This window comes from Streptomyces sp. NPDC059679, assembly GCF_042734105.1.
In the GTDB taxonomy this organism is placed as follows: Bacteria; Actinomycetota; Actinomycetes; order Streptomycetales; family Streptomycetaceae; genus Streptomyces.
This window is the reverse complement of record NZ_JBHWES010000002.1, coordinates 424829-450631: the sequence shown is the minus strand read 5'-3', so window position 1 is coordinate 450631 and position 25803 is coordinate 424829. Positions and strand designations below refer to the sequence as shown.

At 73.4% G+C, this 25803-nt stretch carries 23 protein-coding genes; 14 read left to right on the top strand and 9 right to left on the bottom strand.

The features are described from left to right. Together ACFV2X_RS04535 and ACFV2X_RS04530 are read right to left on the bottom strand one after the other, a co-directional pair. Complete coding sequence (locus ACFV2X_RS04535; RefSeq protein WP_385611296.1) at positions 1 to 1209, bottom strand: nucleotide disphospho-sugar-binding domain-containing protein; 1209 nt, start codon at positions 1207 to 1209, stop codon at positions 1 to 3. Between the two features lie 4 nt (positions 1210 to 1213). After that, a complete protein-coding gene (locus tag ACFV2X_RS04530) occupies positions 1214 to 1699 on the bottom strand; it encodes a nuclear transport factor 2 family protein (RefSeq protein ID WP_385611293.1) in 486 nt (161 codons plus the stop codon). A gap of 180 nt (positions 1700 to 1879) precedes the next feature. Here ACFV2X_RS04530 and ACFV2X_RS04525 point away from each other — a divergent pair, with 180 nt between their 5' ends. From ACFV2X_RS04525 to ACFV2X_RS04500, 6 genes are read left to right on the top strand one after another with little or no spacing between them, the layout of a single operon-like run. Further along, a complete protein-coding gene (locus tag ACFV2X_RS04525) occupies positions 1880 to 2665 on the top strand; it encodes an SDR family NAD(P)-dependent oxidoreductase (protein ID WP_385611291.1) in 786 nt (261 codons plus the stop codon). A gap of 14 nt (positions 2666 to 2679) precedes the next feature. Next, complete coding sequence (locus tag ACFV2X_RS04520; protein ID WP_385611290.1) at positions 2680 to 3660, top strand: aromatase/cyclase; 981 nt, start codon at positions 2680 to 2682, stop codon at positions 3658 to 3660. After that, positions 3653 to 5962, top strand: coding sequence for an AMP-binding protein (locus ACFV2X_RS04515; RefSeq protein ID WP_385611288.1), 2310 nt, complete (start codon positions 3653 to 3655; stop codon positions 5960 to 5962). Before ACFV2X_RS04520 ends, ACFV2X_RS04515 begins: the two co-directional genes overlap by 8 nt. After that, positions 5952 to 6791 (top strand): SDR family oxidoreductase, encoded by an 840-nt coding sequence (locus ACFV2X_RS04510; RefSeq protein ID WP_385611286.1) that lies wholly within the window; start codon positions 5952 to 5954, stop codon positions 6789 to 6791. The genes ACFV2X_RS04515 and ACFV2X_RS04510 overlap by 11 nt, the downstream gene beginning before the upstream one ends. Beyond that, positions 6788 to 8128 carry an FAD-dependent monooxygenase gene (locus ACFV2X_RS04505; RefSeq protein ID WP_385611284.1) on the top strand — a complete coding sequence of 447 codons (1341 nt, stop codon included), beginning with the start codon at positions 6788 to 6790 and terminating at the stop codon, positions 8126 to 8128. The genes ACFV2X_RS04510 and ACFV2X_RS04505 overlap by 4 nt, the downstream gene beginning before the upstream one ends. Further along, positions 8095 to 8730 carry an antibiotic biosynthesis monooxygenase family protein gene (locus tag ACFV2X_RS04500; RefSeq protein WP_385611282.1) on the top strand — a complete coding sequence of 212 codons (636 nt, stop codon included), beginning with the start codon at positions 8095 to 8097 and terminating at the stop codon, positions 8728 to 8730. The genes ACFV2X_RS04505 and ACFV2X_RS04500 overlap by 34 nt, the downstream gene beginning before the upstream one ends. Before the next feature lie 70 nt (positions 8731 to 8800). Here ACFV2X_RS04500 and ACFV2X_RS04495 read toward each other — a convergent pair whose 3' ends face one another. The 6 genes from ACFV2X_RS04495 to ACFV2X_RS04470 are packed head-to-tail and all read right to left on the bottom strand — an operon-like array spanning position 8801 to position 15680. After that, on the bottom strand, positions 8801 to 9988 hold the full coding sequence (locus ACFV2X_RS04495; RefSeq protein WP_385611280.1) for a nucleotide disphospho-sugar-binding domain-containing protein: 1188 nt from the start codon (positions 9986 to 9988) through the stop codon (positions 8801 to 8803). A 9-nt stretch (positions 9989 to 9997) separates the two neighbouring features. Then, a complete protein-coding gene (locus tag ACFV2X_RS04490; protein WP_385611277.1) occupies positions 9998 to 11536 on the bottom strand; it encodes an MFS transporter in 1539 nt (512 codons plus the stop codon). Next, positions 11533 to 12756 (bottom strand): nucleotide disphospho-sugar-binding domain-containing protein, encoded by a 1224-nt coding sequence (locus tag ACFV2X_RS04485; protein ID WP_385611275.1) that lies wholly within the window; start codon positions 12754 to 12756, stop codon positions 11533 to 11535. The genes ACFV2X_RS04490 and ACFV2X_RS04485 overlap by 4 nt, the downstream gene beginning before the upstream one ends. Further along, complete coding sequence (locus tag ACFV2X_RS04480) at positions 12744 to 13055, bottom strand: phosphopantetheine-binding protein (protein WP_385611273.1); 312 nt, start codon at positions 13053 to 13055, stop codon at positions 12744 to 12746. The genes ACFV2X_RS04485 and ACFV2X_RS04480 overlap by 13 nt, the downstream gene beginning before the upstream one ends. Before the next feature lie 37 nt (positions 13056 to 13092). Beyond that, a complete protein-coding gene (locus tag ACFV2X_RS04475) occupies positions 13093 to 14661 on the bottom strand; it encodes a class I adenylate-forming enzyme family protein (RefSeq protein ID WP_385611271.1) in 1569 nt (522 codons plus the stop codon). Then, positions 14652 to 15680, bottom strand: a complete 1029-nt coding sequence (locus tag ACFV2X_RS04470; protein WP_385611268.1) for a ketoacyl-ACP synthase III family protein — start codon at positions 15678 to 15680, stop codon at positions 14652 to 14654. The genes ACFV2X_RS04475 and ACFV2X_RS04470 overlap by 10 nt, the downstream gene beginning before the upstream one ends. 195 nt (positions 15681 to 15875) lie before the next feature. Between ACFV2X_RS04470 and ACFV2X_RS04465 the strand changes: the two genes are divergently transcribed. The 5 genes from ACFV2X_RS04465 (at position 15876) to ACFV2X_RS04445 (ending at position 21819) form a co-directional block, all read left to right on the top strand. Beyond that, positions 15876 to 17000 carry a glucose-1-phosphate thymidylyltransferase gene (locus ACFV2X_RS04465; RefSeq protein ID WP_385611265.1) on the top strand — a complete coding sequence of 375 codons (1125 nt, stop codon included), beginning with the start codon at positions 15876 to 15878 and terminating at the stop codon, positions 16998 to 17000. Continuing rightward, the gene (rfbB, locus tag ACFV2X_RS04460; protein ID WP_385611261.1) at positions 16997 to 17965 is read left to right on the top strand and encodes a dTDP-glucose 4,6-dehydratase; all 969 of its coding nucleotides are present in this window, start codon (positions 16997 to 16999) and stop codon (positions 17963 to 17965) included. Before ACFV2X_RS04465 ends, rfbB begins: the two co-directional genes overlap by 4 nt. Beyond that, positions 17962 to 19698: an FAD-dependent monooxygenase gene (locus ACFV2X_RS04455; protein WP_385611258.1), complete on the top strand. Its 1737-nt coding sequence runs from the start codon at positions 17962 to 17964 to the stop codon at positions 19696 to 19698. The genes rfbB and ACFV2X_RS04455 overlap by 4 nt, the downstream gene beginning before the upstream one ends. Further along, positions 19698 to 20957: a nucleotide disphospho-sugar-binding domain-containing protein gene (locus tag ACFV2X_RS04450; protein WP_385611255.1), complete on the top strand. Its 1260-nt coding sequence runs from the start codon at positions 19698 to 19700 to the stop codon at positions 20955 to 20957. Before ACFV2X_RS04455 ends, ACFV2X_RS04450 begins: the two co-directional genes overlap by 1 nt. 82 nt (positions 20958 to 21039) lie before the next feature. Then, a complete protein-coding gene (locus tag ACFV2X_RS04445) occupies positions 21040 to 21819 on the top strand; it encodes an NAD-dependent epimerase/dehydratase family protein (protein ID WP_385611253.1) in 780 nt (259 codons plus the stop codon). Here the strand turns inward: ACFV2X_RS04445 and ACFV2X_RS04440 are convergent. Next, a complete protein-coding gene (locus ACFV2X_RS04440) occupies positions 21738 to 22403 on the bottom strand; it encodes a dTDP-4-dehydrorhamnose 3,5-epimerase family protein (RefSeq protein ID WP_385611250.1) in 666 nt (221 codons plus the stop codon). The two genes, ACFV2X_RS04445 and ACFV2X_RS04440, sit on opposite strands and share 82 nt — an antisense overlap. 101 nt (positions 22404 to 22504) lie before the next feature. Here ACFV2X_RS04440 and ACFV2X_RS04435 point away from each other — a divergent pair, with 101 nt between their 5' ends. The 3 genes from ACFV2X_RS04435 to ACFV2X_RS04425 all read left to right on the top strand — a co-directional run bounded on the left by ACFV2X_RS04435 (position 22505) and on the right by ACFV2X_RS04425 (position 25794). Continuing rightward, entirely contained in the window at positions 22505 to 23605 is a 1101-nt protein-coding gene (locus tag ACFV2X_RS04435; RefSeq protein ID WP_385611247.1) for an NAD-dependent epimerase/dehydratase family protein, read from the top strand. A gap of 63 nt (positions 23606 to 23668) precedes the next feature. Further along, positions 23669 to 25027, top strand: a complete 1359-nt coding sequence (gene rfbH / locus ACFV2X_RS04430; protein WP_385611245.1) for a lipopolysaccharide biosynthesis protein RfbH — start codon at positions 23669 to 23671, stop codon at positions 25025 to 25027. Next, positions 25027 to 25794 (top strand): SDR family NAD(P)-dependent oxidoreductase, encoded by a 768-nt coding sequence (locus ACFV2X_RS04425; protein WP_385611496.1) that lies wholly within the window; start codon positions 25027 to 25029, stop codon positions 25792 to 25794. Before rfbH ends, ACFV2X_RS04425 begins: the two co-directional genes overlap by 1 nt. Positions 25795 to 25803 lie beyond the last annotated feature (9 nt).

Here is a 25803-nt window from a genome sequence, read left to right as displayed (position 1 = left end):
CTATAAAGCCTGTTCCAGGGCGGTGACCCGGTCGGCGGGGCTCGGCATGCGCAGCATGTCCGTACGGAGGCGGGCGGCGGCGCGGGCGTGGCGGGGGTCGTCCACCAGGGCCTCGACCGCTTCGCTGACGGCGACGGGGTCGGACTGGCGCTCGGGCGGCAGGATGAGTCCGGCGCCATGGCGGTGGAGACGTTCGCCGATCTCGGCGGTGACCGGGACCTGGGGCAGCACCAGCTGCGGGGTTCCGGCCGCGGCCGCCGTGAGGCCGGTGCCCGAGCCGCCGTGGTGGACCACGGCCGCGCAGGTGGGCAGTAGCTCGGACATCGGGAGGCCCACGGCGACGCGCGCCTTCTCCGGGGCCGCGGTGAGCGTCCGCGCCTGGTCGGCGCTGATCGCCAGCACCACCTCCAACCCCCGGCCGGCCAGCGCGTCGGCGGTCTGCGCCAGCAAGGGGGGCAGGGCACCGGGGCGGACCTTGTGTCCGGAGACCCCCGCCGTGATGCACACCCGCGGCCGGGCGCGCTCCTCCAGCACCCAGCGCGCCACGTCCCCCGGGCCGTTGTACGGGACGTAAGCCATATCGAGCCGGGGGCGCGGCGCCGGATCGGGGAGGCGCAGCGCGCGCGGGAAGGGGTCGAACCAGGCGCTGGGGCCGGAGCGCGGGGGCACGCCGTGGCGCTCGAAGAGGCGCGGGTAGCCCGGCAGCGGGCGGGCGCCCAGCTCGTGGTTCTCCACGCGCATGATGGTGGCCGTGCCCCAGCCGTGCCCGTACGCGGGGACGCCGAGCGCGGCGGCGGCGACCGTGCCCGCGAAGCACAGCGCGTCATGGACGACCACGTCGGGCCGCCAGTGGCGGGCGAGGGCGAGGAGGTCGTCGGCCATCGCGTCCGCGACCGCGAACTGCTTGTCGGCCAGCGCGCGGAGCACCGCGTGCTGTGCGTCGTCCAGCAGACCGGGCCGCGACGCCCAGCCCTCCGGCCAGCGGCCGGGGCTGCGCCAGGGCGCGAGGTCCGCGCGGTTCCTGATCTGCTCCACGGCCACGTCCCGGCCGACGGGCACCCCGGTCAGCCCGGCGCGCGCCGCCGAGGCCATGCATGAGGGCGGGGCGGCGAGCCGTACGTCGTGCCCGGCGGCCCGGCAGGCCCAGGCCAGCGGCACCAGGCTGAACAGATGGCCCGGCTCGGCCCATGTGGCGAACAGCACCCGCACCTGATCAGTCCAGGTCGTCGCGGTGGATCCGGCGGTCGAGCACCAGCCAGCGGCCGTCGCGCCGCACCAGCAGGTCCGCGCAGGTGGTGGACGCCCGCAGCACGGCCTGCCCGGCGCGCGGGGTCTCCAGGACCTGGGCGTACGAGCGGACGAAGACGGTGTGCTCGTCCTTGGGTTCGAGCGAGAGCATGCCCAGCCAGTGGCGGCGCCTGATGCCCCGCGCGACGAAGTCGTCGGTGGCCTGGCGGGCGCCGGCGGCGATGGCCGCGCGGCCGGTGAACGGCTCGGGGTGGGCGTTGGCGGCGAAGACGCCGTCCTCGGCGAAGGTCTCCGCCCAGGCCTCGGCCTCGCCGTCGTCGAGCAGCTGCATCTGGCGGGCGTAGAACTGCTGGATCTCCGCGTACAGCTCGGCGGGCCCGGCGGGTCCGGCTTGCAGGGCTGGTCCGGTGGGGTCGGCTGGTGCGCTGGCGGGGTGTGCCGCGACGGTCATGGCGGTCGGTCCCTCTCTCGCGTCCTGTGTGTCGTGCGGCAGCGTCGCCGCGAGCCCTCGTACGCCCCTTGACGGGCGGTCGAACGGCCCGCTCGACCGCCGTGCGATCGAGGATCGAGAGCCCACGGTCACTCTTCGGAGCAGACAACGCATCCAAGGAGCCCGGGGAGGACGACGCGCATGGCGAGCGATGAGCGGCGGGTGGCGCTGGTCACGGGAGGCACGAGCGGAATCGGTCTCGCGGTGGCGCGGGGCCTGGCGGCGGCGGACTTCGCGGTCTTCATCTGCGCGCGGACCGCCGAGTCCCTGGAGATGACCGTCAAGGAGTTACGGGCCGTGGGCCACGAGGTCGACGGCGCCCCCGCCGATGTGAGCAAGCGGAAGGACGTGCGCGATCTGGTGGCGGCCGTGACCGGGCGGTACGGCCGGATCGACGTCCTGGTCAACAACGCCGGGCGCAGCGGCGGCGGCGAGACCGTCGGGCTGGCCGACGAGCTGTGGTACGACGTGATCGACACCAACCTCAACAGCGTCTTCCTCACCACGCGCGAGGTGCTGGCCGAGGGCGGGATGCGGGAGCGCGGCTGGGGCCGGATCGTCAACATCGCGTCCACCGGAGGCAAGCAGGGGGTGGTGCTCGGCGCCCCGTACTCGGCCTCCAAGCACGGCGTGGTCGGCTTCACCAAGGCGGTCGGCCTGGAGCTGGCCAAGACCGGCATCACGGTCAACGCGGTCTGCCCCGGGTATGTCGAGACGCCGATGGCCGAGCGCGTCCGCCAGGGGTACGCGGCGGTGTACGACACCACCGAGCAGGCCATCCTCGAACGCTTCCAGGCCAAGATCCCGCTCGGCCGCTACTCCACACCACAGGAGGTGGCGGGCCTGGTCGGCTATCTGGTCACCGACACCGCCGCGTCCATCACCGCCCAGGCGCTCAACGTCTGCGGCGGGCTGGGGAATTACTGACGAGAGCGGGTGCCGTGACCACCACCGAGACATACCTCACCACACACGCCATCACGGTGCTGGCGCCGGCCCGCACCGTGTACGGCATCATCGCCGACGTGGCCGACTGGCCCCAGCGCTTCGCCCCCAATGTGCACGTCGAACCCCTGGAGCAGACGCCCGGCGGTGAGCGGATCCGGATCTGGGCCACCGCGGGCGGCGTGGTGAAGAACTGGACATCGCGCCGCGAGCTGGACCCGGACGGGCTGCGCGTCACCTTCCGGCAGGAGGTGTCCGCGCCGCCGGTGGCGGCCATGGGCGGCGAGTGGATCGTCACCGCCCATGGGGAGAACGTGTCCCGGCTGGAGCTGCGCCATGACTTCCGCGCGGTCGACGACGACCCGTCGGGTGTCCGCTGGATCACCGCGGCGGTGGACCGCAACAGCGAATCCGAGCTGGCCGCGGTGAAGAAGCTCGCCGAACTCGGCGAGGAATTAGGCGAGTTGGAGTTCTCCTTCGAGGACACGGTGTTCACATCGGGTGATGCCGCGCTGGTCTACGACTATCTGTACCGCGCCGATCTGTGGCCCGAGCGGCTGCCGCATGTGTCCCGGCTCGACCTCAAGGAGGACCCGGCCGACGACACGGCTGGTGTGGCCGAGCCGCGGGTGCAGGTGATGGCGATGGACACCCGTACCGCCGACGGCTCGGTGCACACCACCGAGTCCGTACGGGTCTGCTTCGGGGCGGACCGCATCGTCTACAAGCAGACCACCGTGCCCGTGCTGATGACCGCGCACACCGGAAGCTGGACGATCACCCCGGCGGGCGACGGGTCGGCCGTCACCTCCCGGCACACCGTGATCCTCAACCCGGGGGCGGTGGAGCGGGTGCTCGGCCCGGACAAGACCGTCGCCGACGCCCGGACGTACGTACAGCGCGCGCTGAGCACCAACAGCACCACGACGCTGCGCCACGCGCGGGCGTTCGCGGAGGCGGCGGCCGCTCGTGGGTGAGGCGAGCGGCGGGGCCGGGGCCGTCGGCGGGACCGAACGGCTCGACGGGCTGTCGGCCGAGGCGGCCCGCGCCCACCCCGCGCGGAACGCGCTGGTGTGGGACGGGGCCACCCCGGACCGCGGGTCGGCGGAACTGGACCGCGGACCGGCGGCGCTGGACTTCGCGGGCCTCGATCTGCGGGTGTCGCGCGCCGCGTACGCCCTGCGCCGGCTGCTGCCGGGGCGGGAGCGCGCGACGGTGGCGGTCGCCTCCGTGCTGCACCCGGACTTCGCCGTGGCCTATTACGCGGCCGCGCGCAGCGGAAACGTGGTGGCGGTGGTCAATCCGCTGCTGCGCGAGGAAGCCCTGCTGCACACCCTGTCGCTGAGCGAGGCGCGGCTGGCGCTGGTGGACGCCGGGCTGTACGCACGGCTCGCTCCGGTGCGCCACCGGCTGCCCGCGCTACGGGAGGTGGTGCTGATCGGCCCGGTCGCGCCCGGGGCCTACGGGGACGTACCGCGTCTCGACGACGTGCTGGAGAGACGGACGCTCGTCGGGCCGCCTGGCGCGGTGAGCCCGGACGACGTGGTGTGCGTCCAGTTCACCAGCGGGACGACGGGGCTGCCCAAGGCCGTCCGGCTCACCCATCGCAACCTGGTCGTCAACGCCGCGCAGATCGCCGAGGCACACCGCCTCGGCCATGGCTCGGTCGCCCTCAACCACCTGCCCACCTACCACCCCATGCATCTCAACTCGGCCCTGTTCGCGGGCGCCACACAGGTGCTGTGCGCCGCGCCCGACCCGATCGACGCGGTCGAGGCCGCCGACCGCCACTCCGCCACGCACTTCTACAGCCTTCCGGTCCGCCTCGCCCGGCTCGCCGCCGCCCCCGCCCGCGCCCTGGACGGGTTGCGGCTCGCGACCGTGCGGCAGATCGCGTCCGGCGGGTCGGCGCTTCCGGTGCGGGACGCGGCGCGGCTGGCCGAGCGGTTCGGGGTGCCGGTGTTCCAGGGGTACGGGCTCGCCGAGACCTCCCCGCTGACCCACAGCGACGACCCCGGCCGTCCGGTGCCCGGCTCGGTGGGCCGCCCGGTGGCGGGCACCGAGTGCCGGGTCGTGGACGTCGAGCGCCGTACGGTGCTCGCGCCCGGCGAGGCGGGAGAGGTGCAGGTGCGCGGCCCGCAGGTGATGAAGGGCTACCTCGGCGGCCCGGACGGCACCGGCCTGGAGGACGGCGGCTGGTTCTCCACCGGCGACGTCGGGCGGATCGACGGGGAGGGGCGGCTGTTCCTGGTCGACCGGCTCGGGGACACCTTCAAATGCGACAACTTCCTCGTCGCGCCGACGGAGATCGAGCAGGTGCTGCTCGGCCATGAACTGGTCCGCGAGGCCGTGGTCTTCGGCCTGCCGGACGCCGCGCGGGGCGCGCTCGCCGCCGCGCTGGTGGTGCTTCAGCCGCGTGTGACCGGCCTGGACGACACCCGCCTGGCCGCCATCGCGGCGGCCGTGGCCGATCAGCTCCCGTACTACCAGCGGCTTCACCACATCGAGGCGGTGGACGCCATCCCGCGCAACGCGAACGGGAAGGTGCAGCGCCGCGCCCTCCGCGACGACCTCATCGCACGCCTCCAGTCGCGAACCCCTGACCACGCCCCTGGCCAGGCCTATGACCACGCCACTGTCCGAACCCAGGAAGGCCGTACCGTGGACCACCCGACCGGTCTGTTCACCGTCATCAACACCTTCACGCTCAAGGACCACGGCCGGGCCGATGAGTTCGAGCGGCGTTTTCTCGACCATGTGGCGTGGATGCGCGCCCAGGAGGGCTTTGACTCGCACCAGGCGGTGCGGCTGGTGGAGCGGCCCGGGGTGTACATCAACCTCGGCCGCTGGCGCTCGCCCGAGTCCTTCCAGCGGGTGCGGGGCAGCGCGGTGTTCCAGGCCCACGCCAAGGAGTTCCACGAAGTGGTGGAGGTGGATGCCGACCCGTCCCGCAATGTGCTGCGTACGGGCGGCGATGTCACGGAGGGCGCGCCGGTGATCGTCGTCGAACGGCTCGGCGTGGAGGGGCCCAGCCTCGACGCGTTCGACGACTCCTACCGGGAGTACGCCCGTGCCCTGACGGCGCGGCCGGGCTTTCTGCACGCCGACTTCAGCCGGTCGCTGACGCGGCCCGGCAACTACACCTTCGTCACCTGGTGGTCGGACGCGGAGGCGTGGCGGGCGGCCCGCGCCGACGCCCCTGCCTTCGGCACGGCCGAGTGCGCCGTGCACCTCGCCGCGCAGGCCGCGGTGGAGAAAGCGGCGGATCGTGTCGGCTGAGGCGACCAGGCCCGCAGATGCCGAGCCAGCGGAGGTTGAGCCGGCGGAGACCGAGCTTGCGGAGCCCGGTGGTGAACCGGCCACGCTGGGGCTGGACGGCAAGGTCGCGCTGGTGACGGGGGCGACGCGCGGCGTCGGGTTCGCGGTGGCCCGCAAGCTGGCCGCCGCGGGCGCCCAGGTGATCCTCGACTACGCGCACAGCGAGGCGGACGCCGAACGCGCGCTCCGCGACCTGTCGGGGCTCAAGGGCAGCGCGATCGCCCGGCGTGCGGATGTGACCAGCCCCGAGCAGCTGCACGCGCTGCTGGCGGAGGTGCGCGAGCGGTACGGTCGGCTGGACATCTTCGTGCACAGCGTCGCGTCCTGGCACCCGATGCCCGCCGTCGGGGCGCGCCCCGACGGCGTACGGGCCGACCTCTCGGCCGCCCTGGACCCGCTGCTGCACGGCGCCTCCGCGATCGCCGGCCTGATGGCGGGCGGGCCCGGGCGGATCGTCGCGGTGTCCAGCAGCGGGGCCCACCGGGCCGTGCCGCGCTACGTCGGCCCCGGTATCGCCAAGGCGGCGCTGGAGAGCCTGGTGGGTTATCTCGCCGTGGAGCTGGCGGGCCGCCGGATCGCGGTCAACGCGGTCGCCACCGCCAAGCTCGACAAGGGGCCTGACACCCCCGACCCGGCGACCGCCGCGGCGCTGGCCGCGCGCACCCCGGGCGGCCGGCTGACCACGCCGGCCGATGTCGCCGATGTGGTGGCCCTGCTGTGCACGGCGGAGGCGGGCTGGATCCAGGGCCAGGTGATCACCGCGGACGGCGGTCTGGGGCTGCGCGCGTGAGCGCACCCGCGGCGCGGCAGAAGGGAGCGCAGGTGGCCGAGGAGGAGTTCGACACCGATGTGTGCGTGGTCGGCGGCGGCCCGGCCGGGCTGGTCCTGGCGCTGCTGATGCTGCGCTCCGGGGCGCGGGTGACGGTGGTGGAGCGCTCCCGTACGCACCACCGGGAGTTCCGCGGCGAGATCCTGCAGCCCGGCGCGATGGCGCTGCTGGACGACCTCGGCGTACTGGCCGGGGCCCGGGCGCGCGGCGGACACGAGCACGATCGGTTCCGCCTGGTCGAGGGGGACCGTGTGCTGCTGGAGGCCGACTACCGGCTGCTGCCCGCCCCGTACGACCACCTGCTGAGCATCCCGCAGGCGCATGTGCTGGACGAACTGCTCGCGCACTGCCACCGCTTCACCGGTTTTCGCTGGCTGGACGGGCGGCGGGTCGGCGGTCTTGTCCGCCGGGAGGGCCGCGTCGCCGGCGTCACGGCCGCCGGGCCGGTGGGCCCGTGCACCGTACGGGCCCGGGTGGTCGTCGGCGCAGACGGCCGTTATTCGCGGATCCGGCGGCTGGCGGGCATCGGGGCGGGGCGCACGGAGGCGTTCGACCACGACGTGCTGTGGTTCAAGCTCAAGGAGAGCGAAAGCCGGAGCGAGAACCAGGGCAGGAACGACCGTGTTGAGCCGCCCGTCCGCGATGTGCGGGTGTTCCGCGCCGGCGGCAGCCCCGTACTCGTCTACGCCTCCTGGCCCGACCGCATCCAGGTCGGCTGGACCCTGCCGCACAAGGGCTATCGGGATATCGCCGGACGGGGCCTGGACCACGTCAGGGACGAACTCTGCCGTGCCGTGCCGCCGTACGCCCACCTCATCCGCGAACAGGTCCGCTCGCAGGGCGACCTCAGCCTGCTGGACGTGTTCTCGTCGCGGGCCGAGCGCTGGGCCGACGACGGACTCGTGCTGATCGGCGACGCCGCCCACACCCACAGCCCGATCGGCGCCCAGGGCATCAACCTCGCCGTCCAGGACGCCGTGGTGCTGCACCCGGTCCTGGCCGGCGCGCTGGCCGCGGGCGACACCGGCGCGGCGCGCCTCGCGGCCTTCGAGGAGCGCCGGAGCCCCGATATCGCGGCCGTCATGCGGCTGCAGGCCCTGCAGAGCAAGGCGATGCTCTCGCAGGGCCCCTTTGCGACCCGGGTGCGCCCCCGGCTCGCGCGGGTGCTGCGGCACACCCCGCTCTACCGCAAGATCCTCCACCGCATCGCGTACGGCAATCCGTCGATCCGTATCTCGGACGGCTTGGAAGAAAGGGTTATGTCATGCCGGAGAAGAAGCACGGCCCCGCCCCTGTGACGGTGGTCGCGCGCTTTGTGCTGACGGACAGGCACAAGCAGGACACGGAGGCATTCGAGGAGGCGTTCGACGGCTACCGCGAATACATGACGACCCAACACGGTTTTCTGCACACCTCGCTGTTGCGGTCGCCCGACCACTCCGACCGGCATGTCATCGTCACCGAGTGGCGGGACAACTCGGCCTACAAGGCCGCCGTCATGGTCCCGGACTTTCTCCTGCTCACCGCCGCCGGGCTGATGGAACTCGCCGACCTGGACAACGACCACGGCCCGGTGCTGGCCTCGGCCCGCGTTACGGAGGCGGATGCGGCAGCGGAGGCGGGGGCGGTCGGCGACGGGGTCGGGCAGTACTGCGTGGTGACCTCCCATGAGCCGGGCGACGAGGCGCCGCTGGTGGCACGGCTCGACGCCGTGGCCCGCCGTGAGGGCTTCGTCTCCGGCTCGGTCATCGCCTCCGACCGCCGCAAGGACGGCTGTGTGAGCCTGCTGCGCCTGCGGGACGCGGAGGCGGCGCGGGCCGCGGGGGCGGGTCCTGACGAGGAGATCTACGAGGTGATCGCTGAGGCATCCATGGACGGCGCGGCCAGCCGCGCGGCCTGAACCGGCCTGAGTGGTGGAACAGCTGAGGGCCGGCCCCGCGGGGCCGGCCCTCACATACCCATATGGCCACTCACACCGGCTGCGACTCGGCCAGCTGCTCCAGATCGGCCACGACCCGCGAGGGCACCGGCATCCGCTCCATGTCCTGCCGCAGTTCCCCGGCCGCCTTGGCGTAGCCGGGCTCGGACAGCAGCGTGGTCAGGGATTCGCGCAGCACCTCGGGGTCGTCCTGGCGGGCGGCGTCGTCGAGCGTGATGCCCGCGCCCACCGTCGCCAGCCGGTCGCCGGTGGCGAACATGCACGCCAGTTGCGGCAGTACGAGCTGCGGCAGGCCGAAGGCGGAGGCGGTGAGCGCGGTGCCCGCCCCGCCGTGGTGGATCACCGCCGCACAGCTGCCGAGGAACAGATGGAGCGGAGTGGGGCCGATGATCCGTACGTTGTCCGGGACGGGGCCGAGCTCCTCGCGGTACTCCTGCTCGACGGTCGCGACCGCCTCGACGTCCGGCAGCCCGTCGAAGGCCCGCAGCACCTGCCGCAGATGCGGGACACCGTTGAGGACGAGGGTGCGCAGCCCCATGGAGATGGCCACGCGCCGGGGCCGGGAGCTCGCCTCGGCGATGCTCTCGTCGCGCAGCCAGTCCGGCATGACACCGCTGCCGTTGGCGGGTACGTACCGGATCGGGGTGCCCTGCTCCGCCGTCGGGAGCTGGAGCGCGGGCGGGCAGGGGTCGAGCAGCACGGTGGGGTCGGGCAGCCCGTCCAGGCCGAGGCGTTCGCACACGCCCTGGAGGGCGAGGCGCGCCGCCGGGCGTGCGGGGCGGGTGTACGGATCGACGCCCCAGCGGTAGTGCACCACCGGCACGCCCAGCACCCCGCCGAGAATCGGCGCGGTGTACTCCAGCAGATCGGAGACGATCAGGTCCGGGCGGTAGGCGCGGGCGAAGTCGAGATAGTCGGGCAGCAGGTACTTGGTGTGCACCATCCACATCCGCGCCGCCCCGGCCACCTGCTCCGACGCCGGGCGGCCGAGCGATTCGACGAGCCGTTTGCCCTCCGGGAGGCCGCCGAGCAGCAGGTCGTCGACGTGGAACCAGTCGCCGATGCTCACGGCGCTCAGCCCCGCCGAACGGGCCGGGCCCATCACATCCGGCTGCCCGGCCACCAGCACCTCGTGTCCCGCACTGCGCAGCGCCCAGGCCAGTGGCACCAGGGGCGCGAAGTGGGAGGACACGGGGGTGGACATCATCAGGACGCGCATCTGCTCTCCTCAGGTGGACGGTTGCGGGGCGTCGGCGGTGGCGGGGGAGGGGGATGTGGTGGCGGTGGCGGGCCGGGGGTCGGGGGCGCTCAGCCGTACGTCCGGGATGAGGAGCGCGAGCGCGAGACCGGCCAGCATCACCCCGGCGGCGCACCGGAACACCGTGTCGGTGGCCAGTACGTAGGCGTGCACCGTGTGTGCCGTCCCCGGGTGTCCGGAGTAGCGGTGGTCCAGGACCGCGCCGAGCACCGCGGCGCCGCACGCCTTGCCCAGCATCAGAAAGAACCGGGTGCCGGTGGTGATGACACCGAGGCTGCCGGGCGGCGCGGCCGCCTGAGCGGTCTGCAGGACGACCTGTACGACCCCGCCGAGCCCGATACCGAGCAGCACCAGCAGCAGTCCGAGCGTCAGGCCCGAGGTGTGCGTGTCGACCGTGCCGAACAGGGCCAGGGCGAGCGCCGCGATGGCGGTGTTCGCGATGAGCAGCGGCTTGTAGCGCCCGAGCCGGGTGATCACCAGCCCGGACACGCCCATGACGACCATCACCCCCGCGGCCACCGGGGCCAGCCGCAGCCCCGCGTCGCCCGCCGGCACGCCGCGGGCGATCTGCAGATACGCGACGATGAACAGCGGGGCGGCCAGCACCGCGAAGCCGCCGATGAACTGGAGCGGGGCGGCGATCCGGAACACCGGGTCACGGAAGAGCGACATCGGCAGGATCGGCTCCGCCACCCGCGTCTCCCACCAGCAGAACACCACGAGCAGGGCGGTGCTCCCCGCGCCCAGCGCGAGGATCGGCGCGGAGGACCAGGCGTAGTGCGAGCCGCCCCACTCGGCCACCAGCAGCAGCCCGGTGGCGCCCGCCGTGACCAGCGCCGCGCCCGTCACATCCACGCGGTGGCCGGTGGCGCGGTGCGGCAGCCGCAGAGCGGCCAGGGTGATGGCGACGGAGACGGCGCCCAGCGGCAGATTGACGTAGAAGATCCATCGCCAGGACAGATGCTCGGTCAGAAAGCCCCCGAGCAGCGGACCCGCGAGGATGCCGAGGGCCACCAGACCGCCGCCCATGCCCATGCCACCGCCGCCACTGCCCTGCCGGGGCGGGTAGACGGTGGCGAGGATGATCAGCGTCAGGCTCATCAGCCCGCCGCCGCCCAGCCCCTGCAGCGCGCGGTAGGCGATCAACTCGCCCATGTGGGTGGCGGTTCCGCACAGCGCGGAGCCGAGGAGGAAGACGAGGACGGAGAAGAGGTAGACCCGCCGGGGGCCGAGGGTGTCGCTGAGCTTCCCGTACAGCGGCTGGGACGCGGTCGCGGCCAGGGCGTAGGCGGTGATCAGCCAGGGGATGGCGCCGACGCCGCCGGCCGGATCCAGGTCCTGGGCGATCGGCCAGGCGGCGGTGGCCACGATGTTCTCGTCGAGCAGCGAGAGCAGCATGGTCAGCAGGGCACCCAGCGAGAAGAGATGGATCTGCCCCTCGGACATGGTGGGTGAGGCGGCCACCGTGGGTGGGGCGGGCTTCGTGGGCCGGTCGGACTCCGTGTTCATGACGCGGCGGCCAGGGCCGGGGCCGGTGCGGGGGCCCGGCCGCTGGCCGCCGAGACGAGCTGTTCGAGATCGGCGGCAACAGTCGCGGGCGAGGGCATGTTCCGTACCTCATCCGCCAGTTCGGCGGCGGCCCGGCGGTGTCCCTCGTCCGTGAGCAGGGCGGACACCGCGGCCCGCACCCGCTCCGGGTCGTCCTGCGCCGCCGCGGTGTCGAGGCTGATCCCGGCGCCTACGTCGGCCAGTGCGTCGCCGACGGTGAACTGGTCCAGGAGCTGGGGCAGTACGAGCTGGGGCAGCCCGGCCGCGGTCGCCGTCAGCGCGCTGCCGCAGCCGCCGTGGTGGATGACCGCGTCACAGGTGTGGAGGAACAGATTCAGCGGGGTGGGGTCGACGATCCGTACGGCGGAGGGCACCGCCCCCACCTGGTCCCGGAAGCGGGGGTCGACGGTCACCACGGCCTCGACATCGGCGTTGGTCTCGTCGTGCAGCCCGTCGAACGCCTCCAGCACATGGCGCAGCAGCGGCAGCCCGTTCGTCACCAGGGTCTGCCGGCCCAGGGTGACGCAGACGCGGCGGGCGGCCCGCGGTTCGGTGACCCAAGCGGGCCTGGTGCCGACGCCGTTGAACGGCACGAACCGGATCGGTGTGCCGGGCGCGGCGTCCGGGTCCTGGAGCGTGGGCGGGCACGGGTCGAGGACGGCGTGCGGCTCGGGCAGGCCGTCCATGCCGAGCCGACGGCACAGCCCGTCCAGGAAGATGGCGGCGATCGGCCGGGCCGGACCGGTCAGCGGGTCGACGCCCCAGCGGTGGTGTACGGCGGGCACGCCCAGGGCGCCGCCGATCATCAGCGAGGTGTAGTCGAACTGCTCCCCCACGACCAGGTCGGGCCGCCACTCGCGGGCCACGTCGAGATAGCCGCGGACCATGTAACGGGCGTGGGTGGCGTACACCTTGGCGGCGCCCGGCAGGACCTCCTTGTTGTTCCGGCCCAGGGCCTGCAGTGGCCGGATACCCGGTGGCAGATACGGCAGCACCGAGTCGTTGCCGTAGTACGGGGCGCCGACGCTCACGCTGGTCAGCCCGGCCGCGTGGGCCGTCTTCTGGATATCGGGCTGGCCCATCACCAGCACCTCGTGGCCCGCGGCCCGCAGCGCCCAGGCGAGCGGGATCATCGGGGCGAGATGGGACGGCGAGGGCGTGGTCGTCATCAGGACGCGCATGTGGGCTCCCCCTCGGAGGTGACCGCGTCGTCCGTGCGCTGCGCGGCGAGTACGTGCCACAGCGCGGCCGGGGTGGCGAAGGTCTCCCCGCTCAGCGTGGCGTCGGGGAAGTCCACTCCGTATGCCTCCTCCAGGCGGACCAGGAGCTCGACGGTGGCCATGGAGTCGAGCCCGGCCGCCTTCAGATCGAGGGCGGGGTCGAGCGGCGCGTGGCGGGAGTGCTGGGGAAGGACACCGAGGACCAGGTCCTCGAAGCGCTGCTCCCAAAGGCCGGACCGGCCGGAACGATCCGAGTGCATGTCGGTGACCTCTTCCTTCTGTCCTTGAGAGAAGTTGTTACTGGGGCGATGTGCCGAGCATCTGGCGCAGCCGCTGCTTGTCCGTCTTGCCGTTCGGGGTGAGCGGGAGCGCGGGGAGGACCCGGCAGTCGGCCGGGACCTTGGAGCCCTCCAGCCGTTCGCCGAGCGAGCCGAGCACGCGCTCCGGGGTCAGCTCGGTGACGGCGAAGAGCGTGAGGTCCGCGTCCGGGCCGGGCGGGAGTACGGCGGCGGCGCTGACCCCGTCGATGTCCAGCGCCGCCGCCTCGATCTCCAGCGCCCCGGTCAGTACGCCGCGCCGCTTGAACAGGTCGTCGCGGCGCCCGTGGAAGTAGAGGTGGCCGTCCTCGTCGAGGTGGCCGAAGTCGCCGGTGTGCAGGGTGGTTTCGCCGGTCAGCGGATCCGTACGGAACCGGGCCGCGGTGAGCTCCGGCGCCCGCCAGTAGCCCCGCATGACATGCGGGCCGCGGACCGCGATCTGCCCGGTGCGCCCGGCGGGCAGCGGCTGCCCCGCGTCGTCCAGGATGGCCACGTGGGTGCCCGGCAGGGCGGTGCCGACGGAGCCCGGTTTGGCGAGGTCGCCGTCGGGTTCGAGCACGGTGATCCGCTTGCACTCGGTGATGCCGAACATCGGCGCCACCGCCGCGCCCGGGAACGTCCGCCGCAGCCCCGCGATCAGCGGGGAGGTGAGCGCCGCGCCGGTGTTGGTGAACAGCCGGAGGGGCGGGGCCGCGGCGGAGCGCTCCCGGCCGGCCAGCCGGAGCAGCATCTCGGCGAGCGAGGGCACCACCGGGACGACGGTGACGCCGTGTTCGCGCACCGTGGCCAGCAGCCCGATGTGGTGGTCCGGCTCGGTCAGGACGACCTCGGCGCCCGCGAGGGCGGCCAGGAAGATCTGGTAGAGGCCGTAGTCGAAGGAGAGCGGGAGGGCGGTGAGGACGACGTCGTCCGGGCGGTAGCGGAGCCGGGAGGCGATGGCGCGGGCCGCGAAGCAGATGGCGGTGTGCGGGCACATCACGGCCTTGGGCGCGGCGGTGGACCCGGAGGTGTAGATGAGCAGCGCCAGGTCGTCGGGGGACACCGGCTCGGCCGCACGGCCGGTGGCGGTGTCCGCCTCGTCGGGTGGTGGCTGTAGCGCCAGTGCTTCTGCACACCGCCACACCGCGTCCAGGTCATGGACGGGGCGGCCCGTCACCTCCCGCAGCCCGGGCAGTGTCGCGGGGTCGTCGGCGCGGGCGACGACGAGCGCGGGATCGCAGTCGTCTGCCACCGTGCTCAGATGGAACGGCCGCATCGCCGGGTTGACCGGGACGAACACGGCCCCGTGGCGCACCGTGCCGAACAGCATGGCCGCGAACTCCCGCCGGTTGCCGACCCGGACCAGCACCCGCTCGCCGCGCCGTACGCCCCGCTCGGCCAGCCACGCCGCGAACGCCGATGCCTTTTCGGCGAGTTGGCGGTACGTCCACGCGCCCGTACGGTCCCGGACCGCCCAGGCGTTCGGCCGGGTGGCCGCCGCGGTCTCCAGCAGCGCGTGGACGGTGCCGGAGGTGGCCCGGGGCGGGCTCGGGGCGGCGGTCACGTCCACTGCGGGACCTCGGTGATCTCCAGCAGGGCGGTGGTGCAGGTGAACCCGGAACCGCCGCCGAACAGCAGCACCCGATCACCGGGCCTGACCGCCTCCGTCTCCACCAGATGGGCCAGGCCGGCGGCCAGGTCCCCGCCGCCGATATGGCCCGTGGTGCGCCCGTACTCCCAGGTGGTCTGGTGCTCCTCCACGCCGAGCAGATGGTGCAACTGGTACTCGCCCTTGCGCCGCCCGGTCGCCGGGATGACCACCTTGGCCAGGGCGGAGGAGGGCATACGGGCCGCGGCCAGCGCCTTGACCTTCGCCTGGAGCATCACCCGGGCGTGCCGCAGCGCGGCCTCGTCCTCGTCGTGTTCGGCCTTGTACTGGCGGGACCGGCGGGTCAGGTCGAGCGGGGTGTGGGCGGCGGGGGACACCGGGTGGAACGGCTCGTCGCCGCGCGCCATCGGCTCCAGCGAGTTGTCGGCCACGGTCGCCGTGGACAGCAGCCGGGCGAATCCGCCCCGGCGGGAGAGGACCATGGCGGTGGCGCCGTCCCCGTACACATGGTCCTCGTGCAGGGACCACCGGTTGACCCCGCCGTCCCAGCGGTCCGCGGTGGTGAGCATCACCGCGGAGCCACGCGCCCCGGCGGCCAGGTGGGTCGCGGCGAGCTCGATGCCACCGACCCCGATGTTGCAGCGCTGCTGCACATCCAGCGCGGGGACGGTGCGCCCCACGGTGCGCTGGGCGACGTACGAGCCGACCGGCCACACGTCCAGGCCCTGGAACCACAGGCTGCCGTGGAGCAGCAGCCCGAACTCCTTGGGGGCGATACCGGAACGCTTGAGCGCCGTCTCGGCGGCGTGCACGGCCATGTCCGGCGGGGCGATCCCGTCGGGGGCGACGAGCACCGACCGGTAGCCGAAGACCTCGCACCGCTCCGGGGTCAGCTCCCCTGACCGTACGGCGGCCTCGACGGCCACCGGCTCCGGAAGCCAGGTGCCGACCGCGGCGATGTGGATGTTCTCCCAGCGCATGGACTCTCTCTCCTCCGACGCCCGACGCCGCACTCGATGTGCTCGATGTGCCGGCCGCGGGAGATGGTCGGCAATGCGGCTCAAGCCGGGCTGGAGGTCCGGTACATGGCGGGCCCGCGGCAGGGGTTCACCGGTCTTCGAGGGGTCCTCGACCGGGCGCTCACATGCTCGCGCTGTCCGCTAAGGAGGACTTACATGAAGGCTCTCGTGCTGTCCGGCGGGTCGGGGACCCGCCTGCGCCCGTTCAGCTATTCAATGCCCAAGCAGCTCATCCCCATCGCCAACAAGCCGGTCCTCGAACACGTCCTGACGGCGATCCGCGACCTCGGCGTCACCGACGTCGGCATCGTCGTCGGCAATCAGCTCCGGGCGATCTCGGGGGCGCTGGGCGACGGTTCCGACCTCGGCGTACGGATCACCTACATCCCGCAGGACGAGCCGCTGGGTCTTGCCCACTGTGTCGCCATCGCCCGCGACTTCCTGGGCGACGACGACTTCGTGATGTACCTCGGCGACAACATGCTCCCGGACGGGGTGGCGGACGTCGCGGCCGAGTTCCGCGCCAGGCGGCCGGCGGCGCAGGTGGTGGTGCACAAGGTCCCCGATCCGCAGGCGTTCGGGGTGGCGGAAGTGGCGGTGGACGGCTCGGTGCTGCGGCTGGTCGAGAAACCCGCCCGGCCACGGTCGGATCTGGCCCTGGTCGGCGTGTACTTCTTCACCCCCGCCATCCACGAGGCCGTCGCCGCGATCGCGCCGAGCGCCCGCGGCGAGCTGGAGATCACCGACGCCATCCAGTGGCTGGTGGCCCGGGGCGAGACGGTACGGGCGAGCGAGTACTCCGGCTACTGGAAGGACACCGGCCAGGTCGAGGACGTCCTGGACTGCAACCGCGAGCTGCTGCGCACCCTCAACCGCTCGGTGGCGGCGGACGTGGACGAGGCCAGCGAGATCACCGGCCCGGTCGTGGTCGAGTCCGGCGCCCGGGTGGTGCGCTCCCGGATCGAGGGACCGGCGATCATCGGCGCGGGCACGCTGGTCGAGGACAGCCACGTGGGGCCGCACACCTCGGTCGGCAGCGACTGTGTACTGCGGGACACCCGGCTGGACGACTCGATCGTGCTGGACGGCGCCTCCCTGGTGCGGGTGCGCGGACTGTACGGCTCGGTCATCGGCCGCTCGGCGGCCATCGCCACCGTCCCGGCCCCGGAGACGGCCCCCGAAACGGCCGAGCCCACTGCCGTCAACGCCTCCACCGACACCGCCACGAGCCGCCACCGGCTCGTCGTCGGCGATCACACCCGTATCGAGGTGGCCGCGTGAGGATCCTGGTCACCGGCGGCGCCGGTTTCATCGGCTCCACCTACGTCCGCACCCTGCTCGCCGACGGCTACCCCGGCTGCGCGGGCGCCCGGGTCACCGTCCTGGACAAGCTGACCTACGCCGGACACCGGGACAGCCTCCCGGCCGCCGATCCGCGCCTGACCTTCGTACGCGGCGACATCTGCGACGCCCCGTTGCTGCACGAGGTGCTGCCGGGCCACGACGCGGTGGTGCACTTCGCCGCCGAGTCGCATGTCGACCGCTCCCTGGAGGCCGCCGCCGACTTCGTGACCACCAACGCGTGCGGCACCCAGATCCTGCTCGACGCCTGTCTGCGCGCCCGTGTCCCCCGGGTGGTGCATGTGTCCACCGACGAGGTCTACGGCTCCATCGAGCACGGCTCGTGGACCGAGGAGTGGCCGCTCGCGCCCAACACCCCGTACGCGGCGTCCAAGGCGGCCTCCGACCTGATCGCCCGCGCCTGCTGGCGGACCCACGGCCTCGATGTGTCGATCACCAGGTGTTCCAACAACTACGGCCCGTACCAGCACCCCGAAAAGCTCATACCGCTGTTCGTCACCAACCTCCTGGAGGGCAAGGAGGTCCCGCTCTACGGCGACGGCTCCAACATGCGCGAGTGGCTGCACGTCGAGGACCACTGCCGCGCCATCCACCTGGTGCTCAACCGAGGCCGGGCGGGCGAGATCTACAACGTGGGCGGGGGCAACGAGTACACCAACGCCGCCCTCACCCGGCGGCTGCTGGAGCTGTGCGGCGCCGATGAGCGCATGGTGCGCCACGTCCCGGACCGCAAGGGGCACGATCTGCGCTACTCCCTGGACGAGACGAAGATCCGGGAAGAGCTGGGCTATGCGCCACGCGTGCCGTTCGACACCGGCCTGGCCGCCACCGTCGCCTGGTACCGCGACAACCCGGGCTGGTGGAAGCAGGTGACGCGCGGATGAGTCCGACGCGGCAGCACCTCGTGGGGGACGCCGCCCCGGGGTCGTTGGACCATGTCGCCACCCAGGCGCTCGTGGTCGGTGCCGGGCCCGTGGGGCTGGCCATGGCGCATGAACTGGCCCGGCACGGCGTGCGGGTACGCCTGGTCGACGGCGCCGCGGGCCCGGCCACCACCAGCCGCGCCCTGGCCACCCATGCGCGCACCCTGGAGACCTACGGCCAAATGGGCGTGGCCGACGAACTGATCTCCCGCGGACAGCGGGTGGAGCACTTCACCCTGCACCAGAACGGCCGCCGCCTCATCCGTCTGGACACCGACTACAGCCGGCTGCCCACCCGTTTCCCCTTCACCCTCATGGTCGACCAGGTGATCACCGAGGAGGTGCTGCGCCGGTCCGCGGCCCGGCACGGGGTCGAGGTGGAGTGGGGCGTGCGGCTGACCGGGTTCGAGGACCTGGACACCGCCGTACGCGCCCGGCTGTGCCACCCGGACGGCCGCGTGGAGGAGGCGCGCGCCGGGTGGCTGGTCGGCTGCGACGGCGGGCACAGCACGGTACGGAAGAAACTCGGGCTGCCGCTGCTCGGCGACTCCAGCGAGACCTGGCTGATCGCGGACGCGGAGGTGGACTGCGATCTGCCGCGCGACAGCATCCACTGGATGCGCACCCCGGCCGGGACGGTGATGATGGTGCCGTTCCCGGAGCCCGGCAAGTGGCGGCTGCTGGACACCACGGACGTCGAGTACGACGGCGGCGAGGCGCAGGACGCGGCGGTGGCCCGGCGGTTCGCCGCCAAGATCCGGGCGGGCACCGGCCGCGCCGCGCGGGTGGCCACTCCCACCTGGGTGTCGGTGTTCTCCATCCAGCAGCGCATGGTGCCGCGGATGGGCGCGGGGCGGGTGTTCGTCGCGGGCGACGCCGCCCATGTGCACAGCCCGGCCTCCGGGCAGGGCATGAACACCGGTGTCCAGGACGCGGTCAACCTCGCCTGGAAGCTGGCCGCCGTCATCCGCGGCGAGGCGGGCCCGCGGCTGCTGGAGTCCTACGGCGCCGAGCGGGTCCCGGTCGGTGAACGGCTGCTGCACTCCACGCGGTTCGCCACCGCCCTGGTGCAGCTGAAGAGCCGTACCGCCGCCTCGCTGCTGCGCACGGCGTTCGGCGTGGTCCGCGCGCTGCCGCCGCTCAAGGCCCGGATCCAGCGCCGGATCATGGGCGGGATGACCGCGCTCGACCTGACGTACCCGTCCGGGCCCGCGGTCCTGGGGGAGACGGCGGGCACCCGCGTGGCCACGGTCGGGCCGCGGCGGGCGGCGGGAAGCCCCGGATGGCGGGAGCTGATCGCCGAACTGTCCCGGCCCGGCTGGACGCTGCTCGCCTTCGCCACCCCGGACCAGTACCCGTCGCTGTGCGCGCTCGCCGAGGCGTACGGGGGCTATCTGAGCGTCCGTACGGTCGTCACGGCCGTGCCGGCCATGCCTGAGGGCGCCGCGGAGGGCGCGCCGGGCCCGCTGGCCGACCCGGGCGCGCGGCTGCGCGTCGATCTGCGCGCGGCGCCGGGCGGCTGGCTGCTGATCCGGCCCGACGGCTATGCGGCGGCCCGCGGCACAGCCTCGGACCGCCCGCGCGACGCGCTCGGGGCGCTGGGGCTGCGGCCGGTGCTGCATCTGGTGGCGCCGCCGGCCGGGCAGTCCGGGAAGGCCGGGCAGCGGCCCGAGGCGCGGGGAGGCGAGCGCTGATGCGTGTTCTCTTCGTGGTGTCCAACTGGCCCGGCCACTGGTTCTCCATGGTGCCGCTGGGCTGGGCGCTCCAGGCGGCCGGACACGACGTGCGGGTGGTGTGCGCGCCCAGTCAGGCGGAGCCCGTCGGGCGCGCCGGACTGACCCCGCTCGCCGTACTCGACGCGCCGGACCTGGCGTTCATGGCCCGGCTGCTCAACTACTCCGCCGCACAGGGCGGGCGCTGGCCCTACCGGGAGCTTCCGCCGCACCCGGTCACCGGCCACCCGGTCGCCTCGCTGGAGGAGTTCGAACCGGGCGCCTGGCTGCGCGACCACCACGAGCAGCTGATCGAGATGGCACACCGCTCCACCGACGCGGCGGTGGCCTTCGGCCACTGGTGGCGGCCCCAGCTGGTGGTGCACGACCTGCTGAGCCTGGAGGGACCGCTGGTCGGGCGGGTGCTGAGGGTGCCCGCGCTGCTCCATCTGTGGGGCCCGGTGGGGCCGGACGACCGGGTGCGCGGGGTGCCCCTGGTGCCGTTGGACACCAGCCGCGCCTTTCAGCGCTACGAGGTCGGGGCGCTGCGGCGGGAGACCTACGAGTACGCGATCGACCCCTGCCCGGCCGGCGCCGCCCCGCCGCTGACCGCCCACCGCATCCCCGTGCGCCATGTGCCCTACAACGGGCCCGGGGCCATGCCGCCATGGCTGCAGGCGCTGCCCGAGTCGGGCGCGTCGTTCGGGCGGCCCCGGGTCTGCGTGGTGTGGGGCACCTCGGTGAGCGTCACCTTCGGGCCCGGCTCCTTCGCCGTGCCGAAGGTGGTGAAGGCGCTGGCCGAGCTGGACGTCGAGGTGCTGCTCACCGTCACCGGCGCCGACCGGGAGCGGATCGGCACCCTGCCGCCCGGGGTGCGGCTGCTGGAGCACACTCCGCTCCATCTGCTGCTGCCCTCCTGCGATCTGGTGGTCCACCACGCCGGCGGGGGCTGCGCCATGACCGGTCTTGCCGCCGGTGTGCCGCATCTGATGCTGCCGTGCGGCCTCGACCAGGAGACGATCGCCGACCGGATCGTGGCGGCGGGCGCGGGGATCGCCCTGCCCAACGCCACCGCGGACGTCCCGGCCATCCGCGCGGCCGCCCGGGCCCTGCTGGGCGACCCGTCGTACCGGGCCACGGCCCTCCGGCTCCAGGAGGAGATGGCGGCGGGCCCCCACCCCTCGGCGCTGGTGTCCCGGCTGGAAGAGCTGGCCGCGGGCGCGCTGCTGGTACGCGGCTGACCGCACGCGCACCCGCACCCCGCCCCCTCACCTAGCGCATCGCCCCCACCTACCGCACCGACTCTCGACTTCAGGACGTGGCATGGAGATTGTGGGAAACGGGTTCCTCGCCCGGAGCCTTGAGCCGATCGCCCATAAGCACCCGGACACCGTGGTCCTCGCGGCCGGTGTGTCCTGGGCGAGCGGCACCTCGGACGCGGACTTCGCGCGGGAGGCGGCGCTGCTGCGGGAGGTGGCGCACGGATGCCGGGCCACCGGGCGGCGGTTGCTGTTCTTCTCCACCGCGGCCACCGGGATGTACGGCGCGGTGGACGGCCCAGGCCGGGAGGACAGCGCGATCGTCCCCTGCACCCCGTACGGGGAGCACAAGCTGGGCCTGGAGCGGCAGTTGCACGCCTCCGGGGCCGACTGGCTGGTGCTGCGCCTCGGCCATCTGGTCGGACCCGGGCAGCCGCCGCACCAGCTGCTGCCCGCGCTGGTGCGGCAGATGCGGGAGGGCCTGGTCCGTATCCACAAGGGGGCGGCGCGGGATCTGATCGACGTGGTGGACGTGGTCCGCGTCATCGACCTGCTGCTGGCCCAGGATCTGCGGGGCGAGACGGTCAATGTGGCCTCCGGGGAGGCGGTTCCGGTGGAGCGGATCGTGGACCATCTGGAGGGACGGCTGGGCCTGGTGGCCGACCGGGAGTACCGGGAGGCCGGGGCCCAGCACGTCATCTGCACCGAGAAGTTGCGGGCCCTGGTCCCCCAGACGGCCCGCATGGGCTTCGGCCCGGGCTACTACCGGCGGGTCCTCGACGCCTTCGCGAAGACGTGCGCGGTGGGCTCGGCGGCGTCGGCGGCGCGCAGCTGCCGTTCGTAGTGGTTGCGGCAGGCGTCGTAGGTGGCCAGCAGTCCCTGGTCGGTGGCCTCGGCCAGGGACGGGGCGCGGGCGTCCTTCTCCGAGATCAGGGGCTCGTCGGTGAGCCCGAGGTGCCACGGCAGCCCGAGCGCCGGGTCGAGCGGCTGGAGGTCGATCTGGGTGCCGGGGACGTACTGCGTGGAGCACAGATAGCTGATGCAGGTGTCGTCGGTGAGCGCCACGAAGCCGTGGCCCAACCCCTCGGCCACGTACATCGCGGTGCCTTCGTCGGCGTCGAGCATGTTGGTGTCGTACGCGCCGAAGGTGGGCGAACCAAGACGCAGGTCCACCACCACGTCGAGCAGCGCCCCGCGCACACACGTCACGAACTTGGCCTGCCCGGGCGGCAGCCGCACACCGTGCACACCGCGCAGCGTATTGCGGGCCGACACCGAGTAGTTGACCTGTAGCGGGACGAACACATGGCCGGTCTGCCGGGCCAGCTGCCCGTACGCGTACGACTCGAAGAAGCTGCCCCGCGCATCGGTGTGGTGGCGCGGCACGATGCGGTAGGCGTCCGGTACGGCGGTCTCATGGATCTCCATGGTCCCCCGACGGTAGGCGGTGCGGGTCGAGGAGGACTCGAGTCGCGGCGAGCACGATGGCGGCGCTGTCAGATGATGTCGACTGCCGTGAGGAGACGCCGATGGTGTCGCAGGCTGCCGGGGTGTCGGTCGCTGCCGGGGTGTCGGTCGTCGTACTCGGGGGCACCGGCTCGCTCGGGCGCCACATCAGCGAGGTGTTCGAGGCCGAGGGCGCGCGGGTGCTCACCGTCTCCCGCGCCCCGGCCGGCCAACTCGCGGCCGGCCGGGGCGGGAGCCACATCTGCCTGGATCTGACCGGCACCTCGCCCGCGCGGCTCGCCGGTGTGCTGGCCGGGGCGGGGGCGGACATCGTCGTCAACGCCGCGGGCCTGGCCTGGGGCGGCGGCGAGGAGGAGCTGGGAGCGGCCAACGCCGGGCTGGTGCGCGGGCTGGTGGAGGCGGTCTCCGCGCTGGCGCACCGGCCCCGGGTGATCCAGCTGGGCACGGTCCACGAGTACGGCCCGGTGGCGCCGGGCATGGCGATCACCGAGGGGCTGCCCCCCGCGCCGGTGTCCGCGTACGGGCGTACGAAGCTGCTCGGAGCGGAGGCGATGCTGCGCGCGGCGCGCAGTGGCGCGGTGGACGGGACGGTGCTGCGGATCGCCAACGTCTACGGCCCCGGCGCGCCCCGCACCAGTCTGCTGGGCACGGTCGCCCACCACCTGGCCGAGACAGCGCGCGGCCGGTCGGCGGAGGGTGTGCTGCGGCTGGCCCCGCTGACCGCGCGGCGGGACTTCGTGGACATCAGAGATGTCGGGCAGGCCGTACTGGCCGCGGCGGTCGCGCCGAGGGTGGCGCGGACCGGTGCGTGGATTGTCAACGTCGGCTCGGGGCGGGCGAGTCCGGTGCGTGAGCTGGTCGACCGGATGATCGAGCTCAGCGGGGTCGAGACGCCGGTGGTGGAGCGGGCGGGCAGCCGACCGGAGAGCCCCGGCAGCCGTGGCGGCATGGGCGGCCCGGGAGGCTCGGGGCCGGCCGGGAGTGGCGCCGACTGGCAGCTGCTGGACATCTGCGCGGCGCGCCGGCTGCTGGGCTGGCGGCCGAGGTACCGCGCCGACCGCTCGCTGCGGGACCAGCTGACCGCCGCGGGGCTGCCGCCCGACCGGGTGTCGAGAGCGGTTCGAGCCGGGGGCGGAAGTGTCCGGTCCGTACGGAACGGATGACGGCACAGCGGTGGCTGGTCCCCTAGCGGTGAGCGGTTATGGACAGGCAGGAAGGACATGGCGATGAGCGACCACAGGGCGCTTGTTCTCGACGAGGTCCGCAAGTACCACCAGGAGCGGGAGCAGCGGGAGCCCCGCCGGGCGTTCGTCCCCGGAGTCACCGAGATCTGGCCGTCCGGCGCGGTGCTGGACGAGGACGACCGGGTGTCGCTGGTGGAGGCGGCCCTGGAGATGCGGATCGCCGCGGGGCGCAGCTCGCGCAAGTTCGAGTCCGCGTTCGCCCGCAAACTGGGGCTGCGCAAGGCGCATCTGACGAACTCGGGCTCCTCGGCGAATCTGCTGGCCGTCGCCGCGCTGACCTCACCGCAGCTGGAGGACCGGCGGCTGCGGCCGGGCGACGAGGTGATCACCGTCGCGGCGGGGTTCCCCACCACCGTCAATCCGATCCTGCAGAACGGCCTGGTGCCGGTCTTCGTCGATGTCGACCTCGGCACGTACAACACCACCGCCGAGCGGGTCGCCGCCGCCATCGGCCCGCGCACCCGCGCCATCGCCGTCGCCCATGCGCTGGGCAATCCGTTTCCCGCGACCGAGCTGGCCGAACTCGCCGAGCGGCATGAGCTGTTCCTCATCGAGGACAACTGCGATGCGGTGGGCTCCCGCTACGACGGCCGGCTCACCGGCACCTTCGGCGATCTGACCACCGTGAGCTTCTATCCCGCACACCACATCACGATGGGGGAGGGCGGCTGTGTGCTGACCTCGAACCTGGCGCTGGCGCGGATCGTGGAGTCGCTGCGGGACTGGGGCCGGGACTGCTGGTGCGAGCCGGGCGAGTCCAACAAGTGCCTCAAGCGCTTCGACTACCAGATGGGGACGCTGCCCGCGGGCTACGACCACAAGTACATCTTCTCCCACGTCGGTTACAACCTGAAGGCCACCGATCTCCAGGCGGCGCTCGGGCTGACCCAGCTGGCCAAGCTCGACGACTTCGGCGCGGCGCGCCGCCGCAACTGGCGGCGGCTGCGCGAGGGCCTGGACGGTGTGCCGCATCTGCTGCTGCCCGAGGCCACCGAGCGCAGCGACCCCAGCTGGTTCGGGTTCGTCATCACGGTGGCGCCGGGCGCGCCGTTCGGCCGCGCCGAACTGGTGGACTTCCTGGAGTCCCGGCGGATCGGCACCCGCCTGCTGTTCGCGGGCAACCTCACCCGCCACCCGGCGTACATCGGGCTGCCGCACCGGGTGTCCGGGGACCTCACCAACAGCGATCTGATCACCGAGCGGACCTTCTGGGTCGGGGTCTATCCCGGTCTGACCGAGGAGATGCTGGACTACGTCGCCGCGTCCATCCGCGAGTTCGTGGCGACCCGCGGGGCGCCGCGGACTCAACCGGCGCCCGGACACCGGGCGGCCACGGCGTGATGGACCTCGGCCTGGAGGGACGTACGGTCCTGGTCACCGGCGCCACCGGCGGCATCGGGCGGGCCACCGCGCGCGCCTTCGCCGCGCAGGGCGCGCGGGTGGCGGTGGCCTACCGACATCAGCGCGAGGCGGCCGAGGCGTTCGCCGCCGAACTGTGCGGGGCGGCCGGCCAGGGGCAGGCGTTCGCCGTGCCGTACGCGCTGGACGACCCCGCCTCGCCGCGCTGGGTGGTGGCCGCGGTGGAGCGGCGCTGGGGGAGCCTGGACGTACTGGTGGCGAACGCATGGCGGTGGGGGGTGCGGCGCGGGCCGCGCGAGCGGTTCGAGGACGTACCGGAAGAGGAGTGGCTGCCGATCGTCTCCGACAACCTGGCCCCCGCCATCCGTACGGTCCAGTGCGCCGTCGCCGGGATGCGCGAGCGCGGCTGGGGCCGGATCGCCCTGGTCTCCTCGCACAACGCGCTGGACGGCGCCCGCGGCCAGGAGTTCTACGGCGCGGCGAAGGCCGGGCTGCACGGTCTGGCCCGGAGCCTGATGTGGGACCTGGGCGGTGACGGCGTGCTGGTCAACGTCGTATGCCCGGGGCTGACCTCGACCGAGCGGGTGCTCGCCGGCCTGCCGGGCGCGGTCCGGGAGCGGGAGCTCGCCGCCACCCCCACCGGGCGGCTGAGCACGCCCGAGGACATCGCCCGGACGCTGGTGTTCCTGTGCTCGGCGGCCAACGGCAACATCACCGGCGAGGTGTTGACGGTGTCCGGCGGGCGGTGAGCGAGCCCC

Coding starts and splice junctions, on each gene's coding strand:
- ACFV2X_RS04530 (WP_385611293.1), bottom strand. CDS start 1,699: ATGACCGTCGCGGCACACCCCGCCAGCGCACCAGCCGACCCCACCGGA.
- ACFV2X_RS04470 (WP_385611268.1), bottom strand. CDS start 15,680: ATGCGCTGGGAGAACATCCACATCGCCGCGGTCGGCACCTGGCTTCCG.
- ACFV2X_RS04440 (WP_385611250.1), bottom strand. CDS start 22,403: ATGGAGATCCATGAGACCGCCGTACCGGACGCCTACCGCATCGTGCCG.
- ACFV2X_RS04500 (WP_385611282.1), top strand. CDS start 8,095: ATGCCGGAGAAGAAGCACGGCCCCGCCCCTGTGACGGTGGTCGCGCGC.
- rfbH (WP_385611245.1), top strand. CDS start 23,669: ATGAGCGACCACAGGGCGCTTGTTCTCGACGAGGTCCGCAAGTACCAC.
- ACFV2X_RS04465 (WP_385611265.1), top strand. CDS start 15,876: ATGAAGGCTCTCGTGCTGTCCGGCGGGTCGGGGACCCGCCTGCGCCCG.
- ACFV2X_RS04435 (WP_385611247.1), top strand. CDS start 22,505: ATGGTGTCGCAGGCTGCCGGGGTGTCGGTCGCTGCCGGGGTGTCGGTC.
- ACFV2X_RS04480 (WP_385611273.1), bottom strand. CDS start 13,055: ATGCACTCGGATCGTTCCGGCCGGTCCGGCCTTTGGGAGCAGCGCTTC.
- ACFV2X_RS04450 (WP_385611255.1), top strand. CDS start 19,698: ATGCGTGTTCTCTTCGTGGTGTCCAACTGGCCCGGCCACTGGTTCTCC.
- ACFV2X_RS04490 (WP_385611277.1), bottom strand. CDS start 11,536: ATGAACACGGAGTCCGACCGGCCCACGAAGCCCGCCCCACCCACGGTG.
- ACFV2X_RS04525 (WP_385611291.1), top strand. CDS start 1,880: ATGGCGAGCGATGAGCGGCGGGTGGCGCTGGTCACGGGAGGCACGAGC.
- ACFV2X_RS04455 (WP_385611258.1), top strand. CDS start 17,962: ATGAGTCCGACGCGGCAGCACCTCGTGGGGGACGCCGCCCCGGGGTCG.
- ACFV2X_RS04495 (WP_385611280.1), bottom strand. CDS start 9,988: ATGCGCGTCCTGATGATGTCCACCCCCGTGTCCTCCCACTTCGCGCCC.
- ACFV2X_RS04425 (WP_385611496.1), top strand. CDS start 25,027: ATGGACCTCGGCCTGGAGGGACGTACGGTCCTGGTCACCGGCGCCACC.
- ACFV2X_RS04445 (WP_385611253.1), top strand. CDS start 21,040: ATGGAGATTGTGGGAAACGGGTTCCTCGCCCGGAGCCTTGAGCCGATC.
- ACFV2X_RS04485 (WP_385611275.1), bottom strand. CDS start 12,756: ATGCGCGTCCTGATGACGACCACGCCCTCGCCGTCCCATCTCGCCCCG.